This window comes from Actinoplanes sp. L3-i22, assembly GCF_019704555.1.
In the GTDB taxonomy this organism is placed as follows: Bacteria; Actinomycetota; Actinomycetes; order Mycobacteriales; family Micromonosporaceae; genus Actinoplanes.
Window position 1 is genome coordinate 215,715 of record NZ_AP024745.1, and the last position, 25,708, is coordinate 241,422.

At 71.2% G+C, this 25,708-nt stretch carries 21 protein-coding genes and 1 riboswitch; of the genes, 13 read left to right on the forward strand and 8 right to left on the reverse strand.

Features of this window, described 5'->3' with window-relative positions:
- The first annotated feature begins 175 nt into the window (after positions 1-175).
- The gene (locus L3i22_RS01015; protein ID WP_014687391.1) at positions 176-625 is read left to right on the forward strand and encodes an Lrp/AsnC family transcriptional regulator; all 450 of its coding nucleotides are present in this window, start codon (positions 176-178) and stop codon (positions 623-625) included.
- A gap of 238 nt (positions 626-863) precedes the next feature.
- Positions 864-2,183: a hypothetical protein gene (locus L3i22_RS01020; protein WP_221325128.1), complete on the forward strand. Its 1,320-nt coding sequence runs from the start codon at positions 864-866 to the stop codon at positions 2,181-2,183.
- Here the strand turns inward: L3i22_RS01020 and L3i22_RS01025 are convergent.
- The 4 genes from L3i22_RS01025 to L3i22_RS01040 form a co-directional block, all read right to left on the reverse strand.
- A complete protein-coding gene (locus L3i22_RS01025) occupies positions 2,158-2,811 on the reverse strand; it encodes a putative glycolipid-binding domain-containing protein (protein WP_221325129.1) in 654 nt (217 codons plus the stop codon). The genes L3i22_RS01020 and L3i22_RS01025 overlap by 26 nt on opposite strands.
- Before the next feature lie 198 nt (positions 2,812-3,009).
- Positions 3,010-4,791: a DEAD/DEAH box helicase gene (locus L3i22_RS01030; RefSeq protein ID WP_370644517.1), complete on the reverse strand. Its 1,782-nt coding sequence runs from the start codon at positions 4,789-4,791 to the stop codon at positions 3,010-3,012.
- Between the two features lie 495 nt (positions 4,792-5,286).
- Positions 5,287-5,904, reverse strand: coding sequence for a hypothetical protein (locus tag L3i22_RS01035; protein ID WP_221325130.1), 618 nt, complete (start codon positions 5,902-5,904; stop codon positions 5,287-5,289).
- A gap of 1,512 nt (positions 5,905-7,416) precedes the next feature.
- Entirely contained in the window at positions 7,417-9,033 is a 1,617-nt protein-coding gene (locus L3i22_RS01040) for an NlpC/P60 family protein (RefSeq protein ID WP_255657858.1), read from the reverse strand.
- Between the two features lie 295 nt (positions 9,034-9,328).
- Here L3i22_RS01040 and mqnE point away from each other — a divergent pair, with 295 nt between their 5' ends.
- The 6 genes from mqnE to L3i22_RS01070 all read left to right on the forward strand — a co-directional run bounded on the left by mqnE (position 9,329) and on the right by L3i22_RS01070 (position 14,317).
- Entirely contained in the window at positions 9,329-10,498 is a 1,170-nt protein-coding gene (gene mqnE / locus L3i22_RS01045) for an aminofutalosine synthase MqnE (RefSeq protein WP_221325132.1), read from the forward strand.
- Between the two features lie 9 nt (positions 10,499-10,507).
- Positions 10,508-10,933 carry a hypothetical protein gene (locus tag L3i22_RS01050; protein ID WP_221325133.1) on the forward strand — a complete coding sequence of 142 codons (426 nt, stop codon included), beginning with the start codon at positions 10,508-10,510 and terminating at the stop codon, positions 10,931-10,933.
- Positions 10,934-10,945: 12 nt separating this feature from the next.
- Positions 10,946-11,350, forward strand: a complete 405-nt coding sequence (locus L3i22_RS01055) for a DUF4229 domain-containing protein (protein WP_221325134.1) — start codon at positions 10,946-10,948, stop codon at positions 11,348-11,350.
- A riboswitch (cobalamin riboswitch) is annotated at positions 11,340-11,458 on the forward strand. (Overlaps the previous gene by 11 nt.)
- A 95-nt stretch (positions 11,459-11,553) precedes the next feature.
- Positions 11,554-12,474, forward strand: coding sequence for an ABC transporter substrate-binding protein (locus L3i22_RS01060; protein WP_221325135.1), 921 nt, complete (start codon positions 11,554-11,556; stop codon positions 12,472-12,474).
- Positions 12,471-13,508 carry an iron ABC transporter permease gene (locus tag L3i22_RS01065; RefSeq protein ID WP_221325136.1) on the forward strand — a complete coding sequence of 346 codons (1,038 nt, stop codon included), beginning with the start codon at positions 12,471-12,473 and terminating at the stop codon, positions 13,506-13,508. The genes L3i22_RS01060 and L3i22_RS01065 overlap by 4 nt, the downstream gene beginning before the upstream one ends.
- On the forward strand, positions 13,505-14,317 hold the full coding sequence (locus L3i22_RS01070) for an ABC transporter ATP-binding protein (RefSeq protein WP_221325137.1): 813 nt from the start codon (positions 13,505-13,507) through the stop codon (positions 14,315-14,317). Before L3i22_RS01065 ends, L3i22_RS01070 begins: the two co-directional genes overlap by 4 nt.
- 39 nt (positions 14,318-14,356) lie before the next feature.
- Here L3i22_RS01070 and L3i22_RS01075 read toward each other — a convergent pair whose 3' ends face one another.
- Positions 14,357-15,118 carry a VOC family protein gene (locus L3i22_RS01075; protein ID WP_221325138.1) on the reverse strand — a complete coding sequence of 254 codons (762 nt, stop codon included), beginning with the start codon at positions 15,116-15,118 and terminating at the stop codon, positions 14,357-14,359.
- Positions 15,119-15,421: 303 nt separating this feature from the next.
- Here L3i22_RS01075 and L3i22_RS53265 point away from each other — a divergent pair, with 303 nt between their 5' ends.
- Entirely contained in the window at positions 15,422-15,847 is a 426-nt protein-coding gene (locus tag L3i22_RS53265; protein ID WP_255657863.1) for a GNAT family N-acetyltransferase, read from the forward strand.
- A 185-nt stretch (positions 15,848-16,032) separates the two neighbouring features.
- A complete protein-coding gene (locus L3i22_RS01085; protein ID WP_221325140.1) occupies positions 16,033-17,709 on the forward strand; it encodes a DUF2336 domain-containing protein in 1,677 nt (558 codons plus the stop codon).
- On the opposite strand, the gene L3i22_RS01090 is transcribed toward L3i22_RS01085, so the two are convergent.
- Together L3i22_RS01090 and L3i22_RS01095 are read right to left on the reverse strand one after the other, a co-directional pair.
- Positions 17,675-18,544 (reverse strand): LLM class flavin-dependent oxidoreductase, encoded by an 870-nt coding sequence (locus L3i22_RS01090; RefSeq protein WP_221325141.1) that lies wholly within the window; start codon positions 18,542-18,544, stop codon positions 17,675-17,677. The two genes, L3i22_RS01085 and L3i22_RS01090, sit on opposite strands and share 35 nt — an antisense overlap.
- On the reverse strand, positions 18,544-20,562 hold the full coding sequence (locus tag L3i22_RS01095) for an AAA family ATPase (RefSeq protein WP_221325142.1): 2,019 nt from the start codon (positions 20,560-20,562) through the stop codon (positions 18,544-18,546). The genes L3i22_RS01090 and L3i22_RS01095 overlap by 1 nt, the downstream gene beginning before the upstream one ends.
- A gap of 580 nt (positions 20,563-21,142) precedes the next feature.
- Between L3i22_RS01095 and L3i22_RS01100 the strand changes: the two genes are divergently transcribed.
- The 3 genes from L3i22_RS01100 to L3i22_RS01110 are packed head-to-tail and all read left to right on the forward strand — an operon-like array spanning position 21,143 to position 24,057.
- Complete coding sequence (locus L3i22_RS01100) at positions 21,143-21,724, forward strand: helix-turn-helix transcriptional regulator (RefSeq protein WP_221325143.1); 582 nt, start codon at positions 21,143-21,145, stop codon at positions 21,722-21,724.
- A 45-nt stretch (positions 21,725-21,769) separates the two neighbouring features.
- Positions 21,770-23,209: an MFS transporter gene (locus L3i22_RS01105; protein ID WP_221325144.1), complete on the forward strand. Its 1,440-nt coding sequence runs from the start codon at positions 21,770-21,772 to the stop codon at positions 23,207-23,209.
- A complete protein-coding gene (locus tag L3i22_RS01110; protein WP_221325145.1) occupies positions 23,206-24,057 on the forward strand; it encodes a menaquinone biosynthetic enzyme MqnA/MqnD family protein in 852 nt (283 codons plus the stop codon). Before L3i22_RS01105 ends, L3i22_RS01110 begins: the two co-directional genes overlap by 4 nt.
- A 558-nt stretch (positions 24,058-24,615) precedes the next feature.
- Here the strand turns inward: L3i22_RS01110 and L3i22_RS01115 are convergent.
- The gene (locus tag L3i22_RS01115) at positions 24,616-25,563 is read right to left on the reverse strand and encodes an aldo/keto reductase (protein ID WP_221329734.1); all 948 of its coding nucleotides are present in this window, start codon (positions 25,561-25,563) and stop codon (positions 24,616-24,618) included.
- Positions 25,564-25,708 lie beyond the last annotated feature (145 nt).

The window sequence follows — 25,708 nt, forward strand, 5'->3', positions numbered from 1 at the left end:
GTCACACTGAGTGTCGGCATGCTCGATCGGGACGTAAAGCCATTAGAGCACCGCCCCTACGGCAAGTCCGTGAAATGCGGAAAAAGCCCCGATTGCGACAACGATCATTATCCTGCCCCCCATTCGCCGCTACCGGGCGTGAGTGCCGCGGAGCCACCCGATTAGGGTTTCACGCATGGACTCCATCGACCTCCGGCTGATCGACCTGCTACGGGAGAACGCGCGCTCGTCGTACGCCGAGCTGGCCCGCAAGGTCGGGCTCTCCGCCCCCGCGGTGCACGAGCGCGTGGGGAAGCTCGAGGCCGCCGGCACCATCCGCGGTTACCGTGCCGACGTCGACCACGAGGCGGTCGGGCTGGGCGTCACCGCGCTGATCGGCATCGTGGAGGACTCCGGCGCCGACACCGACGACGTGCTCGCCGCGGTGCGTGCCATGCCCGAGGTGGAGAGCTGCTACTTCATGGCCGGGGTGGAGTCCTATCAGCTGATCGTCCGGGTCGGCACGATCGCGGAGCTCGAGCAGCTGATCGTCCGGATCAACCGGACCCCCGGCGTCGCCTCCACCCGCACCGCGATCGCCCTCTCCACCAAGTGGGAAAATCGTCCCCAGCCAGGCGTCGGATAAATTCAAATGCCTGATTTGGTACGAGTTGAGCACCGCGCCCGCCAAGCTCGGTCCTGTCCGGAGTTTCCGTACCGGCCAAACGGTTCGGCCACGAAACGGCGTTGCCGGTCGAGTGCGGACGCGTGGCCCTCGACGGGCGGCTGATCCCGTACCCAAATCGGTTTTAGAGTGGGCAAAGCGGACGGTGAGTCACGCCGAGATCTAGGCCACATCGATGCGTCGTGATTAGATCCCGCGCGTGGAAGATCTTTCGCATCCGGAGCCCCCGGCGCTCCCGGAGCCGCCGAAGCGATCCCGGACACCCGGTTTTCTGGTCGCCCTGATCGCGATCCTCGCGGTGGTCGCGGCCGGCGTGGTGGTCTTCTGGCCGACCGGCGACGAGGCCGCGAAAGCGACCGCCACCCCCGCCCCGCCCCGTCCCGCGACGCCGTTCGAGCTGGCCGAGCAGCGCCTGCGGACGCAGGGCGAAGCCCTCGCGAAGGGCGACGAGAAGGCCTGGCTGGCCCCGGTCGACCCGACGAAGAAGACGCTGCTCGCGCGGTATCGCACGATCTTCCGCAACCTGCGCGCGCTGGAGATCAGCCACGCCGAGTTCCACGGCGACAAGCTGCCCGACACCACCGCCACCCAGATCGTGATGCAGGCCGCCCTCGGCTACTGCTTCTCCGGCGTGGTCTGCCCGGAATGGCACGGAAACTACGGCGAGGGGTCGGCCAAGGCGACCTACCGGTTGACGTTCCAGCTGATCAAAGGCGTGTGGACGATCACCGCGCTGGACGACAAGACCGGGGTGAAGGACAACTACCTGCAGCCGGCGCCGTGGGACAACCGGGCGCTGACCTTCGTCAAGGGGAAGCGCGTCATCGTGGCCGGGCCGAGCAGCCAGGCCAAACGCCTCAAGCAGGTGCTCACGCTCGCCGAGAAGGCCGCCAAGGTGGTCGACCGGTACGCCGGGTACGTCGGCAACCCGCAGCAGCGCTACCGCATCTACGTGGCCGACGAGAAGGGCTGGAAGAGCTGGTACGGCGGCGTCGACCAGTCCTGGATCATCGGCTACGAGATGCCGCTCAACGCGACCGGCGGCGACATCATCCTGCGCGCCCGGGCGAGCGACAACCAGCGGCAGCTCGCGGTCACCGTCCAGCACGAGCTGACGCACGTGGTCACGCTGGCCGGCGGGGACGGCGCGGCCGAGAACGATCAGTGGCTGATCGAGGGCATCGCGGAATATGTCGGCGCGCTGCCGCGCAAACCGCAGGAGACCGGTAACCGCGACGTGCTGGCCGAGTCATTCCGCCGGCGCGGGGTGCCCAAGACGATCGCGGTGCCGTCGCTGGCCGACGACGCGGACGACCTGACGGTCAACACGCTCTACGCGATGGGGCACTACGCGACGGCGTGCATGGCCGCGAAGTACGGCGAGCGCAAGCTGCTGACCTTCACCAACCTGGTGCTGCGCGAGGGGCAGAAGCCGGACCAGGCGTCCCGGACCGCCTACGGCAAACCGTTCGCCACCGTCGACAAGGCCTGCCTCAGCTGGATTCGGCAGCGAGTCTGACGCCCGGCTCGGCCCGCCGCGCCAGCCCCGGGTAGTCGACCACGAAGCCCTCGTCGTCGACCGTCAGATCGGCCGCGAACGTCTCGCTCGCGTACCGCACCCGGTTGCCGCCCAGCGGCGTGTAGATCTGGTCCGCCTGCACCACCTCCAGGCTCGGGACCAGCACCCACGCCACGCTCAGGCGGTGCGACAGGCCGGTCTCGCCGGTGCGCAGGCCCAGCCGGCGGATCGGCAGCGTGTTGGTCAGCGGCGACCCGCCCAGATCCACGTCGAACGCCCCGAAGAGGCGGTCCGGGTCCTCGATCCCGGGCAGGCCGGCTCCGGCGTGCCCGGCGGCCGTCAGCGCCGCGTCGAGGTTGCCCTGCTCGGAGGTGGTCACCCGCCAGCGCCCGGCGGCCAGCTCCAGCCGCAGCCCGCGTGCCCAGCCGGCACCCTCGGTCCGCACGTCCAGCGACACCGACGCCCAGCCCGGATCGGTCTGCACCTCGTAGCGGCACGAGTAGGCCACCGGAGCCGCGGCCAGCGCGACACCCTGGGCATACAGCCCGTTCCGTGCGTCCAGCCGCACATGCTCACTGCCGGGGACATCCCGGCGTTCCCAGAACAACCCCGCAGACAGCATGCCCATACCGGCAAGTTACCCGGGATTTCGCGCCGAGGCGCCCACGCGGCGCAGCTTTCGGCCCCGGTCGGCGGCCGCGGTCGATTTTCCCGCTGTACGGCCTGTGGACAGCCCTGTGGATAACAGCAGGCCCCGGCTCGCTCGTCCGCGAACCGGGGCCTGCTGTCATTCAGTTGCTCAGTTGCTCAGTTGCTGGCGCTCAGCTCAGTGGCTGCGTGCCGGCCGGGCCGAGTTGAAACGCGGCGGGCCCTCGCGACGCTCGGTGCGGACGCCCTCCCGGCGCTGGCCGGACGGCCGGTCACCGAAGGCCGGCCGGTCGCCGAAAGCCGGGCGGTCGGTACGCGGCCGGTCGGCGAAGTTGCCCCGCGAACGGTCGCCGCCGAAGCCGGCGCCCCGCTCGCCGGAGGCGGCACCACGGTCACCGAAGTTGCCGGTCGCCCCGCCGGTGCGCTCCGGCCGGTCGCCGAAGTTGCCGCGCGGCCGGTCGCCGCCGAAGCTGGTGCCCCGGTCACCGAAGTTGCCACGCGGACGGTCGGCACCGAAGCCGGCACCCCGCTCGCCGGCCGGCCGGTCGGCCGCCGGCCGGTCGCCCCGGTAGCCACCGCGCTCGTTGCCGCGGTCGCCGTAGGAACGCTGCGGACGGTCGCCGTAGCGCGGCCGGTCACCCCGGTCACTACCGAAGCGGCCACGCCCGCCACCGGACCGCTCACGGCGCGGCTCCGGCTCTTCCACCACCGGGACGCCACTCGGCTCCTGAGCGCCGGTGATCTCGGCCAGCTTCTCGTCGCCGAGCCGCACGCGCAGCTCGGCCGGCGCGACGCCCGCCTTGGCCATCATCTGCTGGGTGGTGCGACGCTGCTTCGGGAGCACCAGCGTCACGACCGCACCGGACTCGCCGGCCCGCGCGGTACGCCCGGCGCGGTGCAGGTAGTCCTTCGGGTCCTTCGGCGGGTCCACGTGCATGACCAGGGAGACCCCGTCGACGTGGATGCCCCGGGCGGCCACGTCCGTGGCGACCAGGACGTTCGTCCGGCCTTCCTTGAACTCGGCCAGGGTCCGGGTGCGCACCCGCTGGGTCTTGCCGCCGTGCAGCGCGCCGGCGCGCACGCCGACCGCCGCGAGCTGCTCGGCCAGCCGGTCCACGCCCATCTGGGTGCGGGCGAAGACGATGGTCTTGCCCGACCGGTTCGCGATCCACGAGGTGATCGGGAACTTGTCGGCCGGCGGGATCAGCAGCAGGTGGTGATCCATCGTGGACACGCTGGCCTCGGCCGGCGCGGTGGAGTGCGTCACCGGGTCGTGCATGAACCGCTTGACCAGGGTGTCGACGTCACCGTCCAGAGTGGCCGAGAAGAGCAGCCGCTGGGCGTGCTCCGGCGTCTTCGACAGCAGGTCGGTGACCTCGGGCAGGAAGCCCATGTCGGCCATCTGGTCGGCCTCGTCGAGGACGGTGACCTCGATGTCGTCGAGCTTGCAGGCGCCCCGCTCGATCAGGTCGGCGAGCCGGCCCGGCGTCGCCACGATGACCTCGACGCCACGGCGCAGAGCATCCATCTGACGGTCGTAGGGAACCCCGCCGACGGCGGTCTTCAGGAAGACGCCGACCGAGCGGCCGACCGGCATCAACGCGTCGGCGACCTGCATGGCCAGCTCACGGGTCGGAACCAGGATCAGAGCCTTGGGGTAGTGCGGGCGAGCCTTGCCACCCTGGGCGACCCGGGCCAGCACCGGCAGGCCGAAGGCGAGCGTCTTGCCCGAGCCGGTCTGGCCACGGCCCAGGACGTCCCGGCCGGCCAGCGCGTCCGGCACGGTCGCGGCCTGGATCTCGAACGGGGTGGTGATGCCCTCACGGTCGAGGACTCGCACGATCTCGGCGGGCACGCCCAGGTCGGCGAAGGTGATCTTCGGGGTCTCCGCGACGACGTCGGTCGTCTCCTCGGCCTGCTCGGCCTCGGGGGTGGCGCTGCTGTCCACCTCAGGAGTGATGGTGCTCGCCTCGGCGGTGACGGTGGTGTCCACCTCGGGGGTGATGGTGCCCTCCGCCTCGGGGGCGGTGGTGGTGCCGGCGGTGGTGGTGCTGTCTGTCTCGGCGGTGTTGCTGCTGTCGAAAACGGACGGGAACGTGCTGGGGTCAGCGAAAGTGGTCAAGAGAACCTCTCTACGGGGGCGCATGCTCGCGAATAGCCCGCCGCGGTTGTCGAGAACCGCCCGCTGAAATGCCCGCAAGAACGCCCGTGGCGCGCACCGGGTGGGCGCACCGCATGAATAACTGCCATAAGTGTACGTGTGAACGCTTGCGCCACCGACCGCATTCCCGTCGGGTAGTGGGCAGGCTCACCTCAGAGCACAACCTCGCCAGCTTAGGTCAGGTATCCCCGGGCGGCAATTCCCGGGTACCGGCGTTTCTTAACGGTTGCTCAGCTCGTTACGCCACCCGGCGGGCCACGGTCGCCTGGCCAGGCCGCCGGATCAGCCGCCTCGTCAGCCGCCCAGCAGACCGCTGAAGCTGCTGCCCACGGTGAGGACGACGATCAGGCTCACGGTGACCAGCAGGCCGAGCACGACCAGCATCGCCACGACCACCTTGAGGTTCCCCCGGCGCTGGTCGACCGGCGCGTCGTGCCAGCCCTGGGCCAGGATGTGCCCGGTCAGCGAGCCGGAGTTCTCCGACGGGTCGCTCACCGGCATGGTCATGTCGATGGCCGGGTAGCCGCCGGTGCTGCTGTAGACCTGACCGCCCTGGTTGCGCTGCGCGGACGACGGACCCGGCTGGGTCGGCACGTAGTTCACCGCCATGGTGGCGTCGATGTTCGTCGCGGCCGCCAGATTCACCGGGAGAGTCATGTCACTCGTGCCCGGCGCGCCCAGATTCACCGCCATGGTCCGGTCGCTGTCGCCGTTGTGCACGGCCGACATCGGCATGGTCAGGTCGGGGTTCGAGGCCGACATCGACATCGGCATCGTCAGGTCCGGGTTGGCGGCGGCGGCCGTGGACAGCGGCATGGTCATGTCCGGGTTTCCGGCGGCCGCGAGGCGGACCGGCTGGGTCAGGTCGGGGTTCGCCGGAGCCGGCGGGAAGCCGGGGGTGCCGTAGGACATGGGCGGAAGGACTCCCGTCGGGCTGCCGCTCTCGGGCGGCATCGTGTACGAGGGCAGACCGTTCCCGATCACCGGGGGCGGTGGGAACACCGGACCGGGGCCGGGCGGCGGCGCGGGCACCGGACTCGGCCCGGGAGGGCCGGGCACCGGGGACGGTCCGGGCGGACCGGGCACCGGGGATGGCCCGGGGCCGGGCGGCACCGGGCTCGGAGCCGGGATCGGCGGCACCGGGGAAGGGCCGGGACCAGGGGGAACGGGGCTCGGCGGGTAAGGATTCGGCACCGGGGGAGTGGGCGCCGGGCCCGGCTGGGGCGCCGGCGTGGGGAACGGCCCCGGCTGCGGGGCGGGCGGTGGCTTGATCGGCTCCGGGCCGGCCGGCTTCGGGTCGCCCGGGCGGGTCGGCCTGGGCGGGGCCGGGATCGGGTGCGGGCGGGTCGGCTCGTCCGGCGACGGCTCGACGGGCTGCGGCTTCTCCGGCCGCGGCTCGGTCGGCTTCGGCTCGGCCGGCTTCGGGTCGCTCGGCTTCGGGTCCTTGGGCTCGGCCGGTTTCGGATCCGTGGGCTCGGTTGGCTTCGGATCTTTTGGCTCGGCCGGCTTCGGGTCGGCGGGCTGCGGCTTCTCCGGCTTCGGGTCGGCGGGGTCGGCCGCTTTCGGGGTCGAGCCGCCGGTCTCCGGCTTGGGCGCGGCAGATGCGGCGGGCTTGGGCGCGGTGGGGGCCGCGGGCTGTGGCGCGGTGGGGGCCGTGGCCTGGGGTGTGGCGGGGGCCGTGGCCTGGGGCGTGGCGGGGGCCGTGGCCTGGGGCGTGGCGGGGGCCGTGGCCTGGGGCGTGGCGGGTGTCGCGCGGGCGCGGATGGTCGGGTGCTCCGAGGTGGGCGTGCCGTAGACCGTCGACTGCCGGCCACCGTGCGGTGACGCGCCCGGGACGCTGACCCGGGCCGCGCTCGCGCCCGGCATCGCCGAGATCGGCCGCACGGAAGATTCCGCCTGGGCCGGAGCCGCAGAAACAGGTGCTGCGGAAACGGGTGCCGCGGAAACGGGTGCCGCGGACACCGGCGCCGAAGAGATCGGCGCCGAAGAGACCGGCGCCGAAGAGACCGGCGCGGCGGAGACCGGTGCCGAGGCGGAGACCGGTGCCGCGGAGACCGGGGCGGAGCCGGAGACGGGCGCAGCCGAGACCGGGGCGGACGCGGGGGCCTTGGCTGCGGCGGGGGCGGCCCACAGGGCTCCCGGTGCCGGCGGCGGAGGCGGCGCGAAACCGTCGGTGTCGTCCGCGGGCGGCCGGACGAGCGGCGGCGTGGAGCTATCGCCGTCCCTGGTCGCCTGCTGCTCGTCCATGGGTCCTCCCGACCGCCGCTGCCGACGGTTTTGGACGTCGGTCGCTGACCTTAACCGTGCCACATCCGTCGGTGTGAACACACCCGGCATAGACCCGACCAGCCCTCCGACGGAAGGGTCGAGGGGCTGGTGAGCAGTTCGGATGGTTTACGTATGCCTTAGTACCGGATTTCCGGACTAGTTGTCACTCGCACTGGAGGAGGACGAGGCGGCGGACGACGACTCCGAGGTTGACTTCGTCGTCTCGACCGGGTCGGACGTGGCCGCCGAGGTCGTCGAGGAAGTGTTCTCCGGCTCCTTGGACGTCTCCACCGGGGCCGGCGTCGTCGTGGTGGGATCCGGGTCCGGAGTCTTGCTCGGCTCGGTCGACGGGCTGCTGGTGGTCGGGTCCGGAGTCGGGCTGCTCGAGGACGGGTTGCCGCTCGGCTTGGTGGTGGTCTTGCTCGGCGTCGGGGTCGCGGACGGCTTCGTGGTCTTGCTGGGCGTCGGGGCCACCGTCCGCGTCGGGTTGGTGGTCGGCTCGGTCTGCGAGTCCGGGGTGCCGGGGTTGACGTCGGTGGTGCCGCCCGGGACCGCGCCGAACACCCGGGTGGCGCCGAACAGGGTGCTCCACCGGACCGGGACGAGCCGCACGTTCAGACCGGTGCGCGGGGCCTCGACCATCATGCCGTCGCCCGCGTACATCGCGACGTGGTGGATCCCGCTCCAGCTGTTGGTGTAGCTCCAGAAGAGCAGGTCACCGGGGAGCAATGAGTACCGGTCGACCGCCTTGCCGCGGGTCTGCCAGTACTGATCGCGGGAGACGCGGACCAGCGGGAAGCCGACCGAGTGGTACGCCGCGTACATCAGGCCGGAGCAGTCGTACTCGTCCGGACCCTCCTCGGACCACACGTACGGGTCGCCGCGCTGGGCCAAGGCGTACTGCAGCGCCTGGACGGCGCGGGGGTCGGCGCCCTGGCCGTTCTGCCCGGCCAGGTACTGCGAGCCGAGCGCCTGGTCGTTCGCGTTCGCGATGGCCTCGGCGGCGGCCAGCTCGGCCTTGTGCGCGTCCTCGTACTTCTTCTGCGCGCTCGACTTCGCCTGCAGCTTGGTGTTGAGCGCGTTGTACTGCTTGAGCATCTCGTCGTACTTGGCGTCGGCGAGGCTCTGCTCGTCGATCGCGACCTGCGCGGAGATCTGCGCGGCCTCCAGCCGACCGGCCGAGGAGTCGTCGGTCGGCTTCTCGCCGCGCTGCAGGCGGGCCAGCTGGTCGAGGCCGAGCAGCCCGGAGTCGAGCGCGCCCGGCGGGACCGCGGCGGCGTCCTGCAGGCCCTGGCTGGCGGCGGCGACCGCGTCGGTCTGTGCGCCGGTCAGGTTGGTCTGCGCGTCGGTCACCTTCTGCAGGGCGGTGGTGACCTGGGTCTGCGCGAGGTCCCGGTCGGCCTTCAGCTTGAGCAGCTGGTCACCGAGCTGGTCGACCTCGACGCGGCCCTTCTCGATCTTCTGCAGGACGGGGTTGGTCGCCGAGCCGGGGATGGTGCTGACGGTGGTCGTGCTGATCGGGGTGTTCGGCAGCACGAGCGAGCCGACCTGGGTGGGGCGGGAACCGGAGTCCGGCACCCCGACGGCGAGCGGCTGACCGCCGACCGGCTGAGCGCCGAGCGGCTGACCGCCGACCGGCTGAGCGCCGAGCGGCTGACCGGCGACCGGCTGACCGCCGACCGGGGCGGCCAGCGCCGGGATCGGCTGGAACAGCGCGGCCAGTGCCGCGGCGACCGCCGCCGACAACGTGAGAGGCAGAAGTCGCGCATGCACGGATCGTGGTGCACCCGGTCCGTAACGCATTGCCTTCGACATGAGCTCCCCGTCCGCGACGATCTTCCAGCCGTCGCTAGTCGTTCCTAAAGGTTCATACCGCAGGCGGCGCACCGCTGTCGATCGAACGAAGGTGAAAGTCCCCTGAGAATTTCTCGACTTCCCGGTGCCGAAGTCCGTAATGCCTGGTCAAGGCCGCCTCGTCCGGGTGGGTTGGGACACCCCCGGGCCCGGTGCCGTGCTCGGTGTCATAGCCGGCACGTAGTCTCGACGCGAGAACCGGAAAGGGGCGCACATGGATGCCGGACTGAAGCGGGACCTCGAGGCGAAGGTCTACGCGGGCGAGCGACTGAGCCGCGAGGACGGCATCGCGCTCTACGCGAGTGACGACCTCGCCTGGCTCGGCCGGCTGGCCCATCACAAGCGCACCGAGATGAACGGTGACCGGGTGATGTTCAACGTCAACCGGCACCTGAACCTGACGAACGTCTGCTCCGCCAGTTGTGCGTACTGCTCCTTCCAGCGCAAGCCGGGCGAGAAGGACGCGTACACGATGCGCATCGACGAGGCGGTCGCCAAGGCCAAGGAGATGGAGGATGAGCAGCTCACCGAGCTGCACATCGTCAACGGCCTGCACCCGTCGCTGCCCTGGCGGTATTACCCCAAGGTGCTGCGCGAGCTGAAGGCCGCGCTGCCGAACGTGAAGCTCAAGTGCTTCACCGCCACCGAGGTGCAGTGGTTCGAGAAGATCAGCGGCCTCTCGGCGAGCGACATCCTCGACGAGCTGATGGACGCCGGGCTGGAGTCGCTGACCGGTGGCGGCGCCGAGATCTTCGACTGGGAGGTCCGGCAGCACATCGTCGACCACAACTGCCACTGGGAGGACTGGTCGCGCATCCACCGGCTGGCCCACGAGAAGGGCATGAAGACGCCGGCGACGATGCTCTACGGCCACATCGAGGAGCCCCGGCACCGGGTCGACCACGTGATGCGCCTGCGTGAGCTGCAGGACGAGACCGGTGGCTTCGCGGTCTTCATCCCGCTGCGCTATCAGCACGACTTCGTCGACTCGCAGGACGGCAAGGTCCGCAACCGGATCCAGGAGCGCACCACGATGGCGGCCCCGGCCGAGTCGCTGAAGACGTTCGCGGTCTCCCGGCTGATGTTCGACAACGTGCCCCATCTGAAGAACTTCTGGGTCATGCACGGCCTGTCGGTGGCGCAGCTGTCGCTCAACTTCGGCGCCGACGACCTGGACGGCTCGGTGGTGGAATACAAGATCACGCACGACGCCGACTCGTACGGCACGCCCAGCACCATGCACCGCGACGACCTGCTCAACGTCATCTGGGACGCCGGCTTCCAGCCGGTCGAGCGCAACACGCGCTACGAGGTCGTCCGGGAGTATGAGCGGCCGGTCAGCCTGGCCGAGCGGCGCAGCGAGCCGCAGAAGGTCTGGGCCTAGGCTGTTCTGATGACCCAGCAGCGGAGCACGGGCGGCCTTCGGCGCAACTCCGGTCCGGTGGCGACCGCGGGTGATCTGATCGGCGCCGCGTTCGCCGGTCTGGTCGTCGGCATCGCGGTGGTGCTGGTGCTGGAGGCCATCCTCGCGCTGTCCGGGGTGTCCGCGTTCGGCCAGACCAACGGCTGGCTGATCGTGATCCTGCCGGTCTGGCTCTTCGTCGAGCAGTTCCGCGCCGAGGGCTACGGGGCGGACCGGGTGATGGCCGCGGCCCTGGGCATCGGTTTCGGGGCGGCCGCGGGCATGACGATCGCCGGTCTGGCCGCGCCGTACACTCCTCCCCTGGTGAGCGGTGGCGCCGGTGCGGTGACCGCCACGGTCGTGTATTGCCTGGTCTGGTTCTACGGCCTCCGCTGGCTCCGTCAGCGGAACGGCTGAGGGAGAGAGCTCATGAGTCCCGCCATCAAGTACACGCTGGGCCGTCTCGGCCTGTTCGTCATCGTGTTCCTGGCGCTCGTCCCCACGCCGCTGAACATCCTGGTCAAGGCGATGATCGCGTTCGTCGCCTCGGCCGGCTTCGCGTTCTTCCTGCTCCGCGGGTGGCGCAACCAGATGGCCGAGCACCTCGGCGACGTGGCGTCGCGCCGCGCCGCGGAGAAGGCCCGGCTGCGCTCCGCCCTGGCCGGTGACGACGAGGCCGCCGAGGCCGGCGACCGGGTCGCGGCCGCCGACGCCAAGAGCCGGGCGAAGTCGGACACCGACGACGCCGCGGCCACCGGTGACCTGAAGTCCGCCGACAGCGGCGAGACCGATGACAAGAGCGACGTCAATGACAAGAGCGAAGCCGGTAAGTAAGCGGTGAGATAGCGTTCGGGAGACCGCGCCACAGCGAAGCCGGTGCGAAACCGGCGCTGTCCCGCAACTGTGATCCCTCTGCCAGAGGTCTAGCCAGGTCGCCTGGGCGTCGGTCGCGAACAGCGCTCCCGGGGAGGAGCGCCTCGCGGACGGCGGCTCCGAGGCCCTGTCGGCGAGCACCACACCCGACCGAAGGACCTCGATTGAAACGCGCGCTTCTGGCTGCCACGACGGCGGCCGCCCTCCTGCTCACCGGCTGCGGCACCGCGGACGAGACCACCACCCCGCAGGCGTCCGCGTCGTCGGCGTCCGGCTTCCCGGTCACGGTCGGCACGCTCACCCTGGATGCCCGGCCGGAGAAGATCGTCTCGCTGAGCCCGACCGCGACCGAGATGCTCTTCGCGATCGGCGCCGGCCCGCAGGTCACCGCGGTCGACGACCAGTCGACGTTTCCGGCCGACGCGCCCAAGACCGATCTCTCCGGCTTCAAGCCGAACGCCGAGGCGATCGCCGCCAAGGATCCGGACCTGGTGGTGCTCTCCGGCGACGCCGACCAGATCGTCGCTCAACTGGACAAACTCAAGATCCCGACGCTGGTGTCCCCGGCGGCGGCGACGCTCGACGACACGTACCGGGAAATCTCTGATCTTGGCAGTTTGACCGGGCACGGCGCCGAGGCGACCAAGGTCAACGACCAGATGAAGGCCTCGATCGAGCAGATCGTCAAGGCGGTTCCGGCGCGGACCACGCCGCTCAGCTACTACTACGAGCTCGGGCCGGAGCTGTACTCGGCGACCTCGAAGACGTTCATCGGCAGCGTGTTCCACCTGTTCGGGATGGTCAACGTGGCGGACGCCGCGGACGCCGACGGCAGCAAGGGCGGGTACCCGCAGCTCTCCGCGGAGACGCTGGTGAAGGCGAACCCGGACACCGTCTTCCTGGCCGACACCAAGTGCTGCCAGCAGTCGGCGGACACGGTCAAGGCGCGCAAGGGCTGGTCCGCGATCACCGCGGTGCAGAAGTCGCAGGTCTATCCGCTGGACGACGACATCGCGTCGCGGTGGGGACCCCGGACCGTCGATCTGGTGAAGTCCGTGGCCGACGCGGTGAGCAAGGTTTCATGAGGCCGGCCGGGCTGCGCCCGGCCTGGCTGGCGGCCGGCGTGCTGGCCGTGCTGGTCGCGGTCGTTGCCGGTCTCGCCTTCGGCTCGGTCGCGCTGCCGCCCGGCGGCGTCGCGATCGAGCTGCTGAATCTCCTGCCCGGGGTGCATCTGCACAGCGGCCTCACCGAGCGGGAGGTCGCCATCCTCACCGAGCTGCGGCTGCCCCGGGTCGTGCTCGGCCTGCTGGTCGGCGCGATGCTGGCGCTCGCCGGCGCCGCCTACCAGGGGGCGTTCCGCAATCCGCTTGCCGATCCGCACCTGCTCGGGGTCGCCGCCGGGGCCGGGCTCGGGGTGACCGCGGTGATCGTGCTCCGGCCGTCCGGGGACACCGGCCTGCCGATCGGCGTGCCCGCGGCCGCGTTTGCCGGTGCGCTGATCGCGGTCGCGCTCACCTGGGTGCTCGGCGCCGCCGGTGGCCGGGATCGATCACCGGGTGCGCTGATCCTGGCCGGGGTCGCGGTCTCCGCGTTCCTCGCCGCGATCCAGACCTACCTGCTGCAACGGCACGTCGAGTCGCTGCGCGAGGTGTACTCCTGGCTGCTCGGCCGGCTCGGGACCGCGGGCTGGCACGACGTGCTGGTGGTGCTGCCGTACACCGTGCTGACCGCCGCGATCATGCTGACCCAGCGCCGTGAGCTGGACGTCCTCACGGTCGGCGACGAGGAGGCGGCCAGTCTCGGCCTGCATCCGCAGCGCAGCCGCTACCTGCTGATCGTGGCCGCCTCGCTGGGCACCGCCGCGGCGGTCTCGGTGTCCGGCCTGATCGGGTTCGTGGGCATCATCGTTCCGCACACGCTGCGGTTGCTGGCCGGGCCGAGCTACCGCTCGCTGCTGCCGTTGTCGCTGCTCTTCGGGGCGGCGTTCCTCGCGCTCACCGATCTGCTGGCCCGGGTCGCGGGCGGTGCCGCGGAGATCCCGATCGGCGTGGTCACCGCGTTCCTCGGGGCACCGTTCTTCATCGTGGTGCTGCGCACCACGCGATCGGCCGCGACATGAGCGAAATCGGCCGCGACACGAGCGCGGTCGGCCGCGACCTGAGCGCGATCAAGGTCAACGACTTGACGGTACGTCTCGACAACGCCCTGATCGTCGACCGGGTGAGCCTGGACGTGGCCGAGGGTGAATGGGTCACCGTGATCGGGCCGAACGGGGCCGGGAAGTCCACCGCGCTACGTGCCGTGGCCGGCCTGCTCCCGTTCAGCGGCTCGGTCCACCTGCACGGCCGCGCGGTCGACGAACTGCACCGCCGGGAGCGGGCCAAGGCGCTCGCCGTGGTCGTGCAGAGCCCGGTCGTTCCACCCGCGATGACCGTTTTCGACTACGTGTTGCTCGGGCGGACGCCGTACATCCCGGCGCTCGGCCGGGAATCGGCGGCGGACCTGGCCGCGGTCGAGGCGGAGCTGACCGCGCTCGATCTGGTGGCGTTCGCGGGGCGGCGGCTGGACACCCTCTCCGGCGGGGAACGGCAGCGCGTCTTCCTGGCCCGGGCGCTGGCCCAGGGCGGTCGGATCCTGCTGCTCGACGAGCCGACCAGCGCCCTGGACATCGGTCATCAGCAGGAGGTGCTCGAGCTGGTCGATCGTCTTCGGGGGGAGCGGGGGCTGACCGTGCTCGCGACCATGCACGACCTGTCGACCGCCGGGGAGTACGCCGATCGGATGGTGCTGCTGGCCGGTGGGCGGGTGGTGGCCGCCGGTACGCCGGTGGAGGTGCTGACCGAGGCGAACCTGGCCGAGCATTACCGGGTCAAGGTGCGGATCATTCCCGGGGATCGTGGACCGTTGGTGGTCGCTGTCCGTTCTTGACCCGCTTGGAGCCGTACCTCCGAATCGAGTTCTTGATCTTCAGCGGTGGCCGGCGAGGACGGCGAACGTCGCACCCTGCGGGTCGGCCAGGACCGCGTAGCGGCCGATCGAGATCGTCGTCGGCTGGCTGAGGACGCGGCCGCCGAGCGCGAACGCGTGCTGCGCGGCCATGTCGCAGTCGCCGACGCCGAAATAGACCAGCCAGTACGGCGGCATGTCGTCCGGCCAGCCGTCGCCGATCATCGGCTGCAGGCCGGCGACCGGCTGGTGCTGGTTGTCGCAGAGGTTGTACGGCAAGCCGCCGACCTGTGTCTCCCGGAACGTCCAGCCGAAGACCGAGCCGTAGAAGTGGCGCGCGCCGTCGACGTCCCGGGTGTTCAACTCGTTCCAGGTCAGCGCGCCGGGCAGGTCGAAGACCTCGGCGCCGCGCATCATGCCGGCCTCCCAGACGCTGAACGGCGCGCCGGACGGGTCGAGGAACGCCGCCATCCGCCCCTGATCCATCACGTCGAACGGTGGGACCAGCACTTTTCCGGCGGCGGCCTCGACCCGGGCGGCGGTCACGTCGGCGTCGTCGGTGGCGATGTAGGTGCTCCAGGCGGTCGGCTGGCCCTCCCCGAAGAGGGGGCCGGCGCCGGCCACCGGCAGGCCGTTGAGCAGGAACGTCGTGTATCCGCCGAAGTCGTCGCCGGAGACCTCGGCGGTCCAGCTGAACAGATTCGTGTAGAACCGGATCGAGTCGTCGAGATCGGACGTGGCCAGATCCACCCAGTTGGGCACGCCGGGAGACGGAACGGTCATAGGCGCATGGTCGCATCCGGACACCGGTCGTCGGGCCGAAGTGTCAGGCTTCTAGCCGAACCGGGGGTGCTGGGCTGCCGAAACGTCCTGATTCCGGGCAAAAATCAAGATCAAGAGCGCTGGTGTGTACGGAAAAATCAGCTCAAGTGCGCATGTGCGAAATCGGTCACCTTTGCCGGATGGCTGGTAGGTCTCCTGTGGACCTCAACGAATCCGGCGTCCGCGAGTTTCCGAGTACGGCCGGAGTCGGGCGTGGTGGGAAACCGGTCGAGGCGGGATGGCGGCGGCTCTAGGGTGACGGCCGTGGGAGAGCTGATCTTGCGGGTGGCGGAGTCGTCGGAACTGGCGGCGGTGCTGGAGTTCTGGCAGGCGGCGGCGGAGAACGACAGCCGTCCGGCGGACACCCCGGCGGCGATCGAGGCGCTGTTCGCCAGGGATCCGGAGGCGTTGATCCTGGCGGTCGGCGACGACGGGATCGTCGGGACGATCATCGCCGGATGGGACGGATGGCGCTGTCACCTGTACCGGCTGGCGGTCTCGCCGGACCACCGCCGGCAGGGCATCGGCGGCCGGCTGATCGCCGCCGCCGAGGAACGGTTCCGCGGGCTGGGCGGCACTCGCGCGGACGCCATGGTGCTCGACGCGAACGAGCGGGCGCACGGCATCTGGTCCGCCCACGGCTACCACCGCCAGGACGACTGGTCCCGCTGGGTCAAGCCGCTGCCCTGACCCACGTCGATGGCCGCGCTGGGCAGGGCCGCCGGCCTGATCCGCGTCGATGGCCGTGCTGGATAGGGCCGCCAACCCCAAAAGCCCTTTTTGGGTACGGCCTCAGCCCCGGTCCACGGAGTGAGATGGAGCCGCAACCGAAGGAGGGTTTCGGTCGGGCGTTCGAGCGGCGAAGATGCTCGATCGTGGATGACCTCCTGGTGGCGCTGGCCGGTAATCCGGCCCTGCCGCCCGCACTTGTCGACCGGCTGATCGGGCGGGCCGACGATGAGCTCGCGCTTGCGCTCGCCTACCGTGCCGATCTGACTTCCGCCCAGGTCCGGGCGTTGGCCGCGCGCGATACCGGCGCCGCCGTCGTGCTGGCCCGCGACGGCCGCCTCACCGCGGACGATCTCGCCACACCGGCCGGGGACGCGCCGATCGCGCCGGCCGGAGGCGCGCCGACCACACCGGCCGGGGGCGGGCCGATCGTGGCGGCCGAGAGCGGGTCGACTGTGGCCGGCGGGGCGGCGATCGGGGCCGGCGGGGCGCAGGGCGTGGTCGACCCGACGTACGTCCAATTGGCTTTGCTTGATGAAGGTCGTGGCCGCCCGGAATGGGCGCGCCGGCTGGCGGCCGCGCCGATCCCGGAGGTGCGGCAGAAAGTTGCCGCCTGCCCGGGACTCCCGGCGGATGTCGTCGAACTGCTCGCCGCCGACCCGGATCCCGAGGTGGTCGCCGAGCTGGCGCTGCACACGACCGACCGGGAGCTGCTCGAACGTCTGGCCCGGCACCGGCACGCCGACGTCCGAGTGATGATCGCCGCGAACCCGGCCGCGCCACCGGAGCTGCTGGCCGCGCTGCTGCGCAACGATCCGCCGCCGACGGTCTGCCGGGTCTGTGAGCAGGAGCCGGTCCCGTTCGTGCACGAGCCGGACTGCGATCGCCCGGACTGCTCCCTGCTGCCCGGCGACGCGTGTGACGGCAGCCACGAATCCGCTATCCACAGCCTGCGGTGTCAGGCTGTGGATAACTCTGCGACGCCGATGTCTTCCCTGGTCAGGCTGGCTGAGGAACCGTCCATGATTCTGCGGTGGACACTCGCGGCGCGGCCCGATCTGCCCGCCGAGGTGGCCGCGCGGCTGGCCGACGACCCGATCCCGGGGGTACGGCAGTACCTGGCGGCGAACCCGGGACTGCCGGTCGAGCTGATCCGGCGGATGGCCGACGACGCGGTGAACGAGGTGCGCTGGCAGCTCGCCCACAATCCGAGCCTGCCGCTGGACCTGCTCGACCCGCTGACCGCGCGGACCAGGATCGGGCCGACCCCGCTGCCGCGGATCGAGGCGGCGACGGCGGAGGAGATCCGGCGGCTCGCGGTCAGTGCCAACCCGACGGTACGGATGCTGCTCGCCGCCCGCCGTGACCTGCCGCCCGACGTGCGCGACGCGCTGGCCGGCGACCCGGACGCGAAGGTCGTCGCGGCGGTGGCCGGGCATCCCGGGCTCGCCTCGGAGCTACTGGCCAGGATGGTGGCGGCGCACGGCGTACGGGTGAAGAACAACGTCGCGGCGAACCCGGACGCGCCCGGCGACCTCCTCCTCGAGCTGGCCCGCACCGAACCGCGCGTGCCGAAGGCCCTGCGGGAGATCGCCCGGCACCCGAACGCCGGCGCCGAGGCACTGGAGATCTGCCTCGCCGCCGTCGGCGAACGGGCCCGCCCGATCGCGGCCGCTCACCCGGCGCTGGCCCCGGAACGGGTCGCCGAGCTGCTCGCCGACCCGGACCCGCAGGTGGCCGAGTCGGCGGCCGGCAACCCGTCCCTGCCGGTCGCCGAGATGACCCGTCTCATCCTCGGCCGAGGGCCTGAAGAGCGGCCTTGACCTGGGGAATCGGGTCCGGCCCGAGCGGTCGCAGCACGACCGTCTTCGCGCCGGCGTCGACCAGCGACTCCACCTTGGACGGAACCTCGCCGAGTGGCCCGATCAGCGAGAACACCTCGGACGGCGGCACGCCCAGCCAGCTCGCCTGACCCTCGACCATCGGGCCGGTGACCTTCGCGGCGTCCGCCGGATCGTCGTTGACGTGCAGGTACGTGAACACGATCAGCTCGTGCGAGTCGATCGCCCCGCCGCGCCGGATGTGCGTGAGCGCGTCCAGCAGCTGCGCCGGCCCGTTGCCCTCGGCGATGATCGTGCCGTCCGCGACCCGGCCGGACAGCTCCAGCGAGCGGGGCTTCACCACGCCGGTGACGATCGGCGGGACGACGGCGGGCGGGTGCACCAGCCGTACGCCGTCGATGTGCACCTCCCGGCCGTCGAGCGTGACCGTCTCGCCGCGCAGCAGCCCCTGCACCGCGAGGATCGTCTCCTCCAGCATGGCCAGCGGCGACTTCGGCTTGACGCCGAGCTGCTCCATCCACCCGCCGACGCCGTGCCCGAGACCGGCGACGAGCCGGCCCGGGTGGACCCGGGCGAGCATGGCCAGCTCCATGGCGAGCAGCGCCGGACTGCGCAGCGGAACCGGCGCTATCCCGATGCCGACCCGGATGCGCGAGGTGGCGGCGAGGGCCAGCGCGGCCGTACTGATCGAGCCGGCCCAGCCGAGGTCCTCGACGACCCACAGGTCGTCGGCCCCGGCCTCCTCCGCGGCGGCGGCGAAGGCGGGCAGGTCCTCGGGGGGCAGGTCACGGTCGAACATCACTCCGATGCGGGGCATCAGGCGATGTTAAGCGGTTCAGGCATCGGTTTTGCGTGCAAGACCGACAAGCGGGTGACGGCGCGGGTGAGCACCACATAGAGGCGGTTCAGGCCGCGGGGCTCGGCGGCCACGATGTCGGCGGGCTCGTGGACGATGACATGGTCGTACTCCAAGCCCTTGACCAGCGTCGCCGGGACCACCATGACGCGCGCCTCGGCCTCGAGGTCGTCGGGCGTCGCGTGCTCGACGCCGGCGGCCGTGAGATGACCGCGGAGCCGATCCACCGCCGCGTCCGCCGCGATGATCGCGATCGAGCCCTCGTGCGCGAGACCCGCGGTGACCTCGGCGAGCGTCCGGGCGTCCAGATCGTCCGGATCGGCGACCGGGATGACGGCGAGATCACCGTCGCGGCGCAGCGACACCGCCTCCGGCACGTTGACGCCGAGGGCCGGCAGCAGCCGGTTCGCCAGCGCCACCACGGCTTCCGGAACGCGGAAACCGACGGTCAGCGGCACCACCGCGGCCTCCGGTTTGCCCAGGTGGACCAGGATCTCGTGCCAGTCGGTGGCGGCCCACGGGGCGGTGCCCTGGGCGAGGTCGCCGAGCAGCGTGATCGAGCCGTGCTCGCTGCGCCGGGCGATCGCCCGGGCCGCCATGGCGGACAGATCCTGGGCCTCGTCGATGACCACGTGACCGAAACTGTTCTCCCGGTCGAGCAGCCCGGCGGCCTCGTCGAGCAGCAGCAGATCACCCGCCGTCCACTTGGCCGACTTCGCCGTCTTGGGCGGCTTGACCCAGCGGATCGCCGCCCGCTCCGCCTCGGTGAGCAGTTCAGTCGACGGATCGGTCAGCAGCTCAGCGACCAGGGACTCGGCGGTCACCGCCGGCCAGCAGGCATCCAGGAACCCGGTGACCGGGGCGATCTTGCTCATCTTGCGGAGCCACGTCTCGCCGGGCGAGTTGCCGGTCCGGTACTCCGACTGACGCTGCAGCAGGCCCACCACCCGGGCCCGGACGCGCTCGCGGCCGACCGAATATGGCAGGTCCTCGCGGCGCGCCTCGTCGACGATCCGGCGCAGCGGCTCGATGTCGATCCGCCAGCGGTAGGAACCGTCCGACACCATGATCGGCTCGGTCGGCTTGGCGATCCGGCCCCACAGGGCGTTCCGCAGCACCTCGGCCATCCGCACGTCGTTCTTGAGCAGCGCCGCCGCGGGCTGGTCGACCGCCCTGACCGGCGTCCGCGCGATCAACTCGTCGAGTGTGGACTGCTTCACCTCGACCTCGCCGAGCGTCGGCAGCACCGCCGAGATGTACGACAGGAACGCCGTGTTCGGCCCCACGATCAGCACCCCGGACCGCCGCAGCCGCTCCCGGTGCAGGTAGAGCAGGAACGCCGCCCGGTGCAGCCCGACCGCGGTCTTCCCGGTGCCGGGCGCGCCCTGCACACAGATCGAATCGCCCAGATCGGCCCGGACCAGCTCGTCCTGCTCCGGCTGGATGGTGGCGACGATGTCCCGCATCGGCCCGACGCGCGGCCGCTCGATCTCCGCGGTCAGGATCCGGCTGCTGGTGCCGAGCTCCTCGCCGCGGTCCAGGTGTTCGTCCTCGAAGCTGGTCAGCTCGCCCTTGACGAAGCCGAACCGGCGCCGGGTCGCGACGCCCTGCGGGTCGCGGACGCTGGCGCGGTAGAACGAGCGGGACAGCGGCGCGCGCCAGTCCAGCACCATCGGCTCGCCGGCGTCGTCGGTGACGTGCCGGCGGCCCACGTGGTAGGCGATCTCCTCGATGTCGAGGCGCCCGAAGAACAGCGGGGTGGTCGGGTCGTCGGCGAGCTCCTTGACCCGGCGGGCCATGTGCCGGCCCAGTTGTTCCGCGGTGTAGGCGTCGCCGGCGACCATGCTGCCGGTGGAGAACAGGGCCTCGGCACGGCCGCGCATCCGCTTCAGCGCGGCCCGCGACTCGGCGAGGTGGTGTCGTTCGGTGGCGAGCTCGGCGTCCAAGCCGTGCTCTTTTTGCAGGTCAGATGCGGGCACGGGGCATCCTCGGCAGGCTGATCATCGACTGCGCTCGCGTTTCCGGGCGGCGGGTCGGCCGTCGTCCGGCGCGGGGACGTCCGCTGCGGTGCATGTTCACCACGGCCGTCGAGCGGTCCTCCACGCTACGCCGGCGCCAGCTTTTGTCCACCGAATTAAATCCCGAAATTCAAGGTCAAATTCTTCATTGCCTCGGCTGCGGCCAATAACTGATCGTCGCTCCCGCGGGGACCCTTCCGGGCTTCGCAGGGCGCGGGGCGCCCAAAAGCGCGAAGCCCTCCAGGGCGATGTCCGAGGGTGGTTGCGGTCAAAAGGACCCACGCCCGGCTGCGGCCCACTCCCGGCCCGGCCGCGCGTCACGGATCGAGGGGCTCACGCGATGCCGCGGCCGCACCCGGCCAAGCCGCGCGTTGCGCCTGGTCGGCTGGTCGGCACGGTTCTCCCGGCGTACCGGAGAAGCCTTGAAGGCCGGCCGGAAACCGTGAGCGCGGCTGGTGCCGGCATTGTCGCGAAGCTTGCGGGCCGGGGTCGGGTGGCTCGTGGGTGTGTGGGTGGGGTGCGGACTGGTGAGAATGGGGGCATGGCGGAGCAGGGGAATGAGCGGGCCAACGTGCGGGTGACCGATGCGCGGGCGTTGCGGGCGCTGGCACATCCGGCCCGGATCGAGATCGTGGAGCATCTCACCGTCTCCGGGTCGACGGTGACCGCGACCGAGATGGCCGGCCTGGTCGGGTTGTCGCCCAGCGCGACCAGCTACCACCTGCGAGAACTGGCCAAGTACGGGCTCGTCGAGCAGGCCCCGAACGAGGGCGACGGCCGGGAGCGGCGCTGGCGCAGCACCGGCGGCAGCCTGTGGATCGACAGCGACAGCGATCTGCCCGAGACGGTGGCCGCCGAGCGCGCGCTGATCGATCTCTACATGAACCGGGACCAGCAGAGGGTCCGGGAGTGGCTGGACCGGCAGCACAGTGACGCGACCGAGTGGCGGGACTCCAGCGCGATGATGGGCCAGCAGCTGCTGGTCACCGCGGCCGAGCTGGCCCGGTTGAACGAGCAGGTGCGGGCGCTGATGGAGCCGTACCGGGTGCGCGAGCGGCAGGACGACCCGCCGGCCGGAGCGCGCCAGGTGGTCGTCCAGTACACGGCGTTCCCGAAGGCATAGATCAACTGCTTGCTTTCCGCAGTTGTGAAGGACTACTTTCGAAGTATGTCCTTCACATCTGCTGAATCGCGCTGGGCGGACGTCTACCTGATGGCCGCCGGGCGGGCGATCTCCGTCTGCGGCGAGTTCCTCGCGGCGACCACGCTCGCCCTGGTCCTGCAGCAGGCCGGGCACGGCGGGCTGGCCGTCTCCGGGCTGATGCTGGCGGCCGCGCTGCCGCTGGCGTTGCTCACCCCGCTCACCGGGCGGCTCGTCGACCGGGCCGACAGCCGGACGCTGCTGGTGGCGGTGGGGCTGGGGCAGGCGCTGGTGTGCGGGGCTCTCGCGTACGTCGGAAATCCGGTTTTGATCATTGCCCTGGTTGCCGTGCTGGCCTGTGGGCTGGCCGTCACCCAGCCCACCATGCAGGCGCTGCTCCCGCAGATGGTGCGCCGCGACGACCTGGCCAAGGCGAGCGGCATCAACCTCACCGCCGGGCAGGTGGGCATGCTGATCGCCCCGGCGCTCGCCGGTTTCCTGGTCGGGCAGACCGGGCCGCGGGTCCCGCTGCTGATCGACGCGGTCAGCTATCTCGCGCTGGTCGTGATGGCGCTGCTGGTCCGCACCCGGCGGCATGGGCGGGCCGGCCTGACGACCCGGGGCGCGGTGGCCTTCCGGCTGCGCGCCGACCACTCGCTGACGGTGATGGTGGTGGCGGTCGCCGCGGTGGTCGCCGGGGTCAGTGCGATCAATGTGTTCGACGTGTTCTTCATCCGCGAGACGCTCGGCTCCACGGCCACCGTCTACGGCCTGGTCGCGGCGTCCTGGACGGTCGGGTCGGTGCTGGTCACGCCGTTCTTCGGGCGGATCCCGCCGCAGCGGCTGACGGTCCGGGTGGTGCTCGTGGTGCTGGCCGGCGCGTGCGCGGCGATCGTGGCCGGCTCGATGGTCGGGTCGGCGGGCTGGCTGGTCCCGTTCTGGATCGTCGGCGGGGCGTTCAACGGGGCGCTGAACGTGTGCATCGGCGTGATCGTCGCCGGGCGGGTGCCGGCCGAGGCGCACGGGCGGGCGTTCGCCTCGGTTACGGCGGCGGTTCAGGGGGCGGGGCTGCTCGGGTTCGTGGCGGCCGGGCCGTTGATCGAGCAGTTCGATCCGCGGGTGCTGGTGGCGGGGACCGGGGTGGCCGGGTTGGTGGCGGCGTTGGCCTGCTGGCCGTTGGTGCGCCGCTCGTCCCCTGGTTCAACGGTCACTCCGCCTGTTCCGTCGGCTGGTCCGACTGGATCGTCGGCTGGTCCGGCTGGTCCGGCTGTATCGTCGGCTGGTCCGGCTGGATCGTCGGACGCTCCGGTGCCCACGCCCGTTCCTGAGCCCGGCCCTGCGCGTGATCAACTTCCTGAGCCCGGCTCCGGGCGGTCGCCCTTTCCCCAGGCCGGCCTGGGACGTGAGCAACGAGACGCCGCTTCGAGAAGCGAACTTACCGAGGTCAGGGATACCGTCAGATCATGAACGACAGCGTCAGTCGGCCCCGGGTCGGGCATATCCAGTTTCTCAACTGCCTCCCGATCTACTGGGGGCTGATGCGCTCGGGTGCACTGCTCGACGTCGATCTGCACAAGGACACACCCGACCGGCTCAGCGCCGCGCTCGTCGCCGGTGACCTGGACATCGGCCCGATCACGCTGGTGGAATACCTGAAGCACGCCGACCAGTTGCTCCTGCTCCCGGACCTGGCGGTCGGCAGCGACGGGCCGGTGCTCTCGGTCAACCTGGTCTCCACCCGGCCGCTGGGCGAGCTCGACAAACGGCCGGTGGCGCTGGGCTCCACCTCGCGGACCGGCGTCCTGCTCGCGCAGATGCTGCTCTCCGAGAAATACGGTGTCGAGCCGGTCTATTTCCGCTGCCCGCCCGACCTGTCCCTGATGTTGCGCGAGGCCGATGCGGCGGCACTGATCGGCGACCCGGCGCTCCGCGCGCTGTACGAGGCGCCCGCCCTCGGCCTGCAGGTCATCGACCTGGCCGACGCGTGGCGCGAGTGGACCGGCCTGCCGATGGTCTTCGCCGTCTGGGCGGTGCGGAAGGATTTTGCCGCCGCCCACCCCGGCCAGGTCAAGGACGTGCACGAGGCGTTCCAGCGGTCCAAGGAGCTCTGCCTGGGCGAGCTCGACGAGGTCGCCGAGGCGGCAGCCCGCTGGGAGCCGTTCGATGCGGCCACCCTGGCCAACTATTTCCGCGCCCTGGACTTCTCCCTCGGCGAACGTCAGCAGGCCGGCGTCCGCGAATTCGCCCGCCGGGCCGCCAACCGCGGCGAGGTCCCCCCGCTCCCCAACGACGGCCTGCTCTTCGCCGACGTCTGAAAACCCCTCGGGGGTACGCCCAAGGACCCCCCGCCAGCAGCCCTCCCGGATCAGACGTCATGCCCGCCCGCGCGCACCGGCTTGTCCCTGGCTGCATCGCCTGACCGCCGCCCAGTCCCACTCGCGGCCAGCGGGTCCTTGACTTGCGCGTCATGGCCCTCGCCCAGCCCCGCTCGCGGCCTGCGGGTCCTTGGCTGGGCGTCATGGCCCCGCCCCGCCTCGCTCGCGGCAGCCCTCGGCCAGCCCCGCTCGCGGCAGCCCCCGCCCCGCCTCGCTCGCGGCAGCCCTCGGCCAGCCCCGCTCGCGGCAGCCCTCGGCCAGCCCCGCTCGCGGCAGCCCTCGGCCATGTCCGTGGCTGCTGATTGCCTGGCTGGCGCTGGTCTCGGACTGCGTCCCTTCGTTGCCCGGCTTGCGCCGCTTCTCTTGCTTGCCCGGATTGCGCCGCTTCTCTTGCTCGCGCGGGTCCGGCTGGCGCTGCTTGTTGCTTTCAGCCCGAATGCGGGCGGTCAGCACCAGCCGGAACCCCTCGGCGAGCAGTCGTCGCCCGGTCGAAATCGGTCAGGCGGCGAGGATCGTGTCGAGGGCTGCCACGTCGGCCGGAGTCAGGTCCCAGGCCGCGGCCGCGGCGTTGGCGCGGATCTGCTCCGGCGTGGTCGCGCCGGCGATCACACTGGTCACCGCGGGACGGGCGGCCAGACCGGCGATCGCCACCTCGATCAGGCTGTGCCCGCGCTCGGCGCCGAACGCGGTGAGCGCCTCGATGGTGTCCCAGTCGGCGTGCTCGAGCCAGGGCGCGTACCGATCCTGGGACAGCCGAGTCCCGGACGCCGGCTGCTCACCGCGCCGGTACTTTCCGGACAGCAGCCCCGAGTCGAGCGGGAAGAACGGCAGCAGCCCCAGCCCGAAGTGCTCGCACGCCGGGACCACCTCGATCTCCACGTCCCGGTGCAGCAGGCTGTACCGGTTCTGCGCGCTGATGAACGGGGTCAGGCTCGCGGCCCGGGCGGTCCAGTCGGCGTCCGCGATCTGCCAGCCGGAGAAGTTCGAGTTGCCCAGGTACCGCACCTTGCCGGACCGGACCAGATCGTCCAGCGCGGTCAGCGTCTCCTCGATCGGGGTCGCCGGGTCCGGCTCGTGCAGCTGGTAGAGGTCGATGTAGTCGGTCTCCAGCCGCCGCAGCGACGCCTCGACCGCCCGCACGATGTACCGCCGGGAGCCGCGAGCGCCGAAGTCCCGCCCGTTCAGCCCCTCCATGTTCATCCCGAACTTGGTGGCCAGCACGACCTCGTCACGCCGCCCCTTGAGCGCCGCGCCGAGCAGTTCCTCCGAGCTACCGTGCGGGGTGCCGTAGATGTCCGCCGTGTCGAACAGCGTGATCCCGGAATCGATCGCCGCATCGACAACCGCCCGGGTCCCGTCCAGGTCCAGCTTCCGGCCGAAGTTGTTGCAGCCGACCCCGACAACGGACACGACAAGGCCCGATTCGCCGAGGCGGCGGTAGCTCATCTCACTCATGAAGCCAAACCTAGTCCGCCCCACGGAAGCACTCGGGGAAGACCCATATATCGCCTCATGTCTATTGACATGGGTCGTCACGCCTCGCATGCTGATGAGCACTCTCCGAGAGGCAAAACCGCCTCAACCCGGGTAG

Excerpts from the sequence above, each read along its gene's own strand:
- L3i22_RS01115 (WP_221329734.1), bottom strand. The coding sequence starts at position 25,563 with ATGAGCTACCGCCGCCTCGGCGAATCGGGCCTTGTCGTGTCCGTTGTC.
- L3i22_RS01110 (WP_221325145.1), top strand. The coding sequence starts at position 23,206 with ATGAACGACAGCGTCAGTCGGCCCCGGGTCGGGCATATCCAGTTTCTC.
- L3i22_RS01050 (WP_221325133.1), top strand. The coding sequence starts at position 10,508 with ATGACCCAGCAGCGGAGCACGGGCGGCCTTCGGCGCAACTCCGGTCCG.
- L3i22_RS01035 (WP_221325130.1), bottom strand. The coding sequence starts at position 5,904 with ATGTCCTACGGCACCCCCGGCTTCCCGCCGGCTCCGGCGAACCCCGAC.
- L3i22_RS01100 (WP_221325143.1), top strand. The coding sequence starts at position 21,143 with ATGGCGGAGCAGGGGAATGAGCGGGCCAACGTGCGGGTGACCGATGCG.
- L3i22_RS01070 (WP_221325137.1), top strand. The coding sequence starts at position 13,505 with ATGAGCGAAATCGGCCGCGACACGAGCGCGGTCGGCCGCGACCTGAGC.
- L3i22_RS01055 (WP_221325134.1), top strand. The coding sequence starts at position 10,946 with ATGAGTCCCGCCATCAAGTACACGCTGGGCCGTCTCGGCCTGTTCGTC.
- L3i22_RS01065 (WP_221325136.1), top strand. The coding sequence starts at position 12,471 with ATGAGGCCGGCCGGGCTGCGCCCGGCCTGGCTGGCGGCCGGCGTGCTG.
- L3i22_RS01090 (WP_221325141.1), bottom strand. The coding sequence starts at position 18,544 with ATGCCCCGCATCGGAGTGATGTTCGACCGTGACCTGCCCCCCGAGGAC.
- L3i22_RS01105 (WP_221325144.1), top strand. The coding sequence starts at position 21,770 with ATGTCCTTCACATCTGCTGAATCGCGCTGGGCGGACGTCTACCTGATG.
- mqnE (WP_221325132.1), top strand. The coding sequence starts at position 9,329 with ATGGATGCCGGACTGAAGCGGGACCTCGAGGCGAAGGTCTACGCGGGC.
- L3i22_RS01015 (WP_014687391.1), top strand. The coding sequence starts at position 176 with ATGGACTCCATCGACCTCCGGCTGATCGACCTGCTACGGGAGAACGCG.
- L3i22_RS01025 (WP_221325129.1), bottom strand. The coding sequence starts at position 2,811 with ATGGGCATGCTGTCTGCGGGGTTGTTCTGGGAACGCCGGGATGTCCCC.
- L3i22_RS01075 (WP_221325138.1), bottom strand. The coding sequence starts at position 15,118 with ATGACCGTTCCGTCTCCCGGCGTGCCCAACTGGGTGGATCTGGCCACG.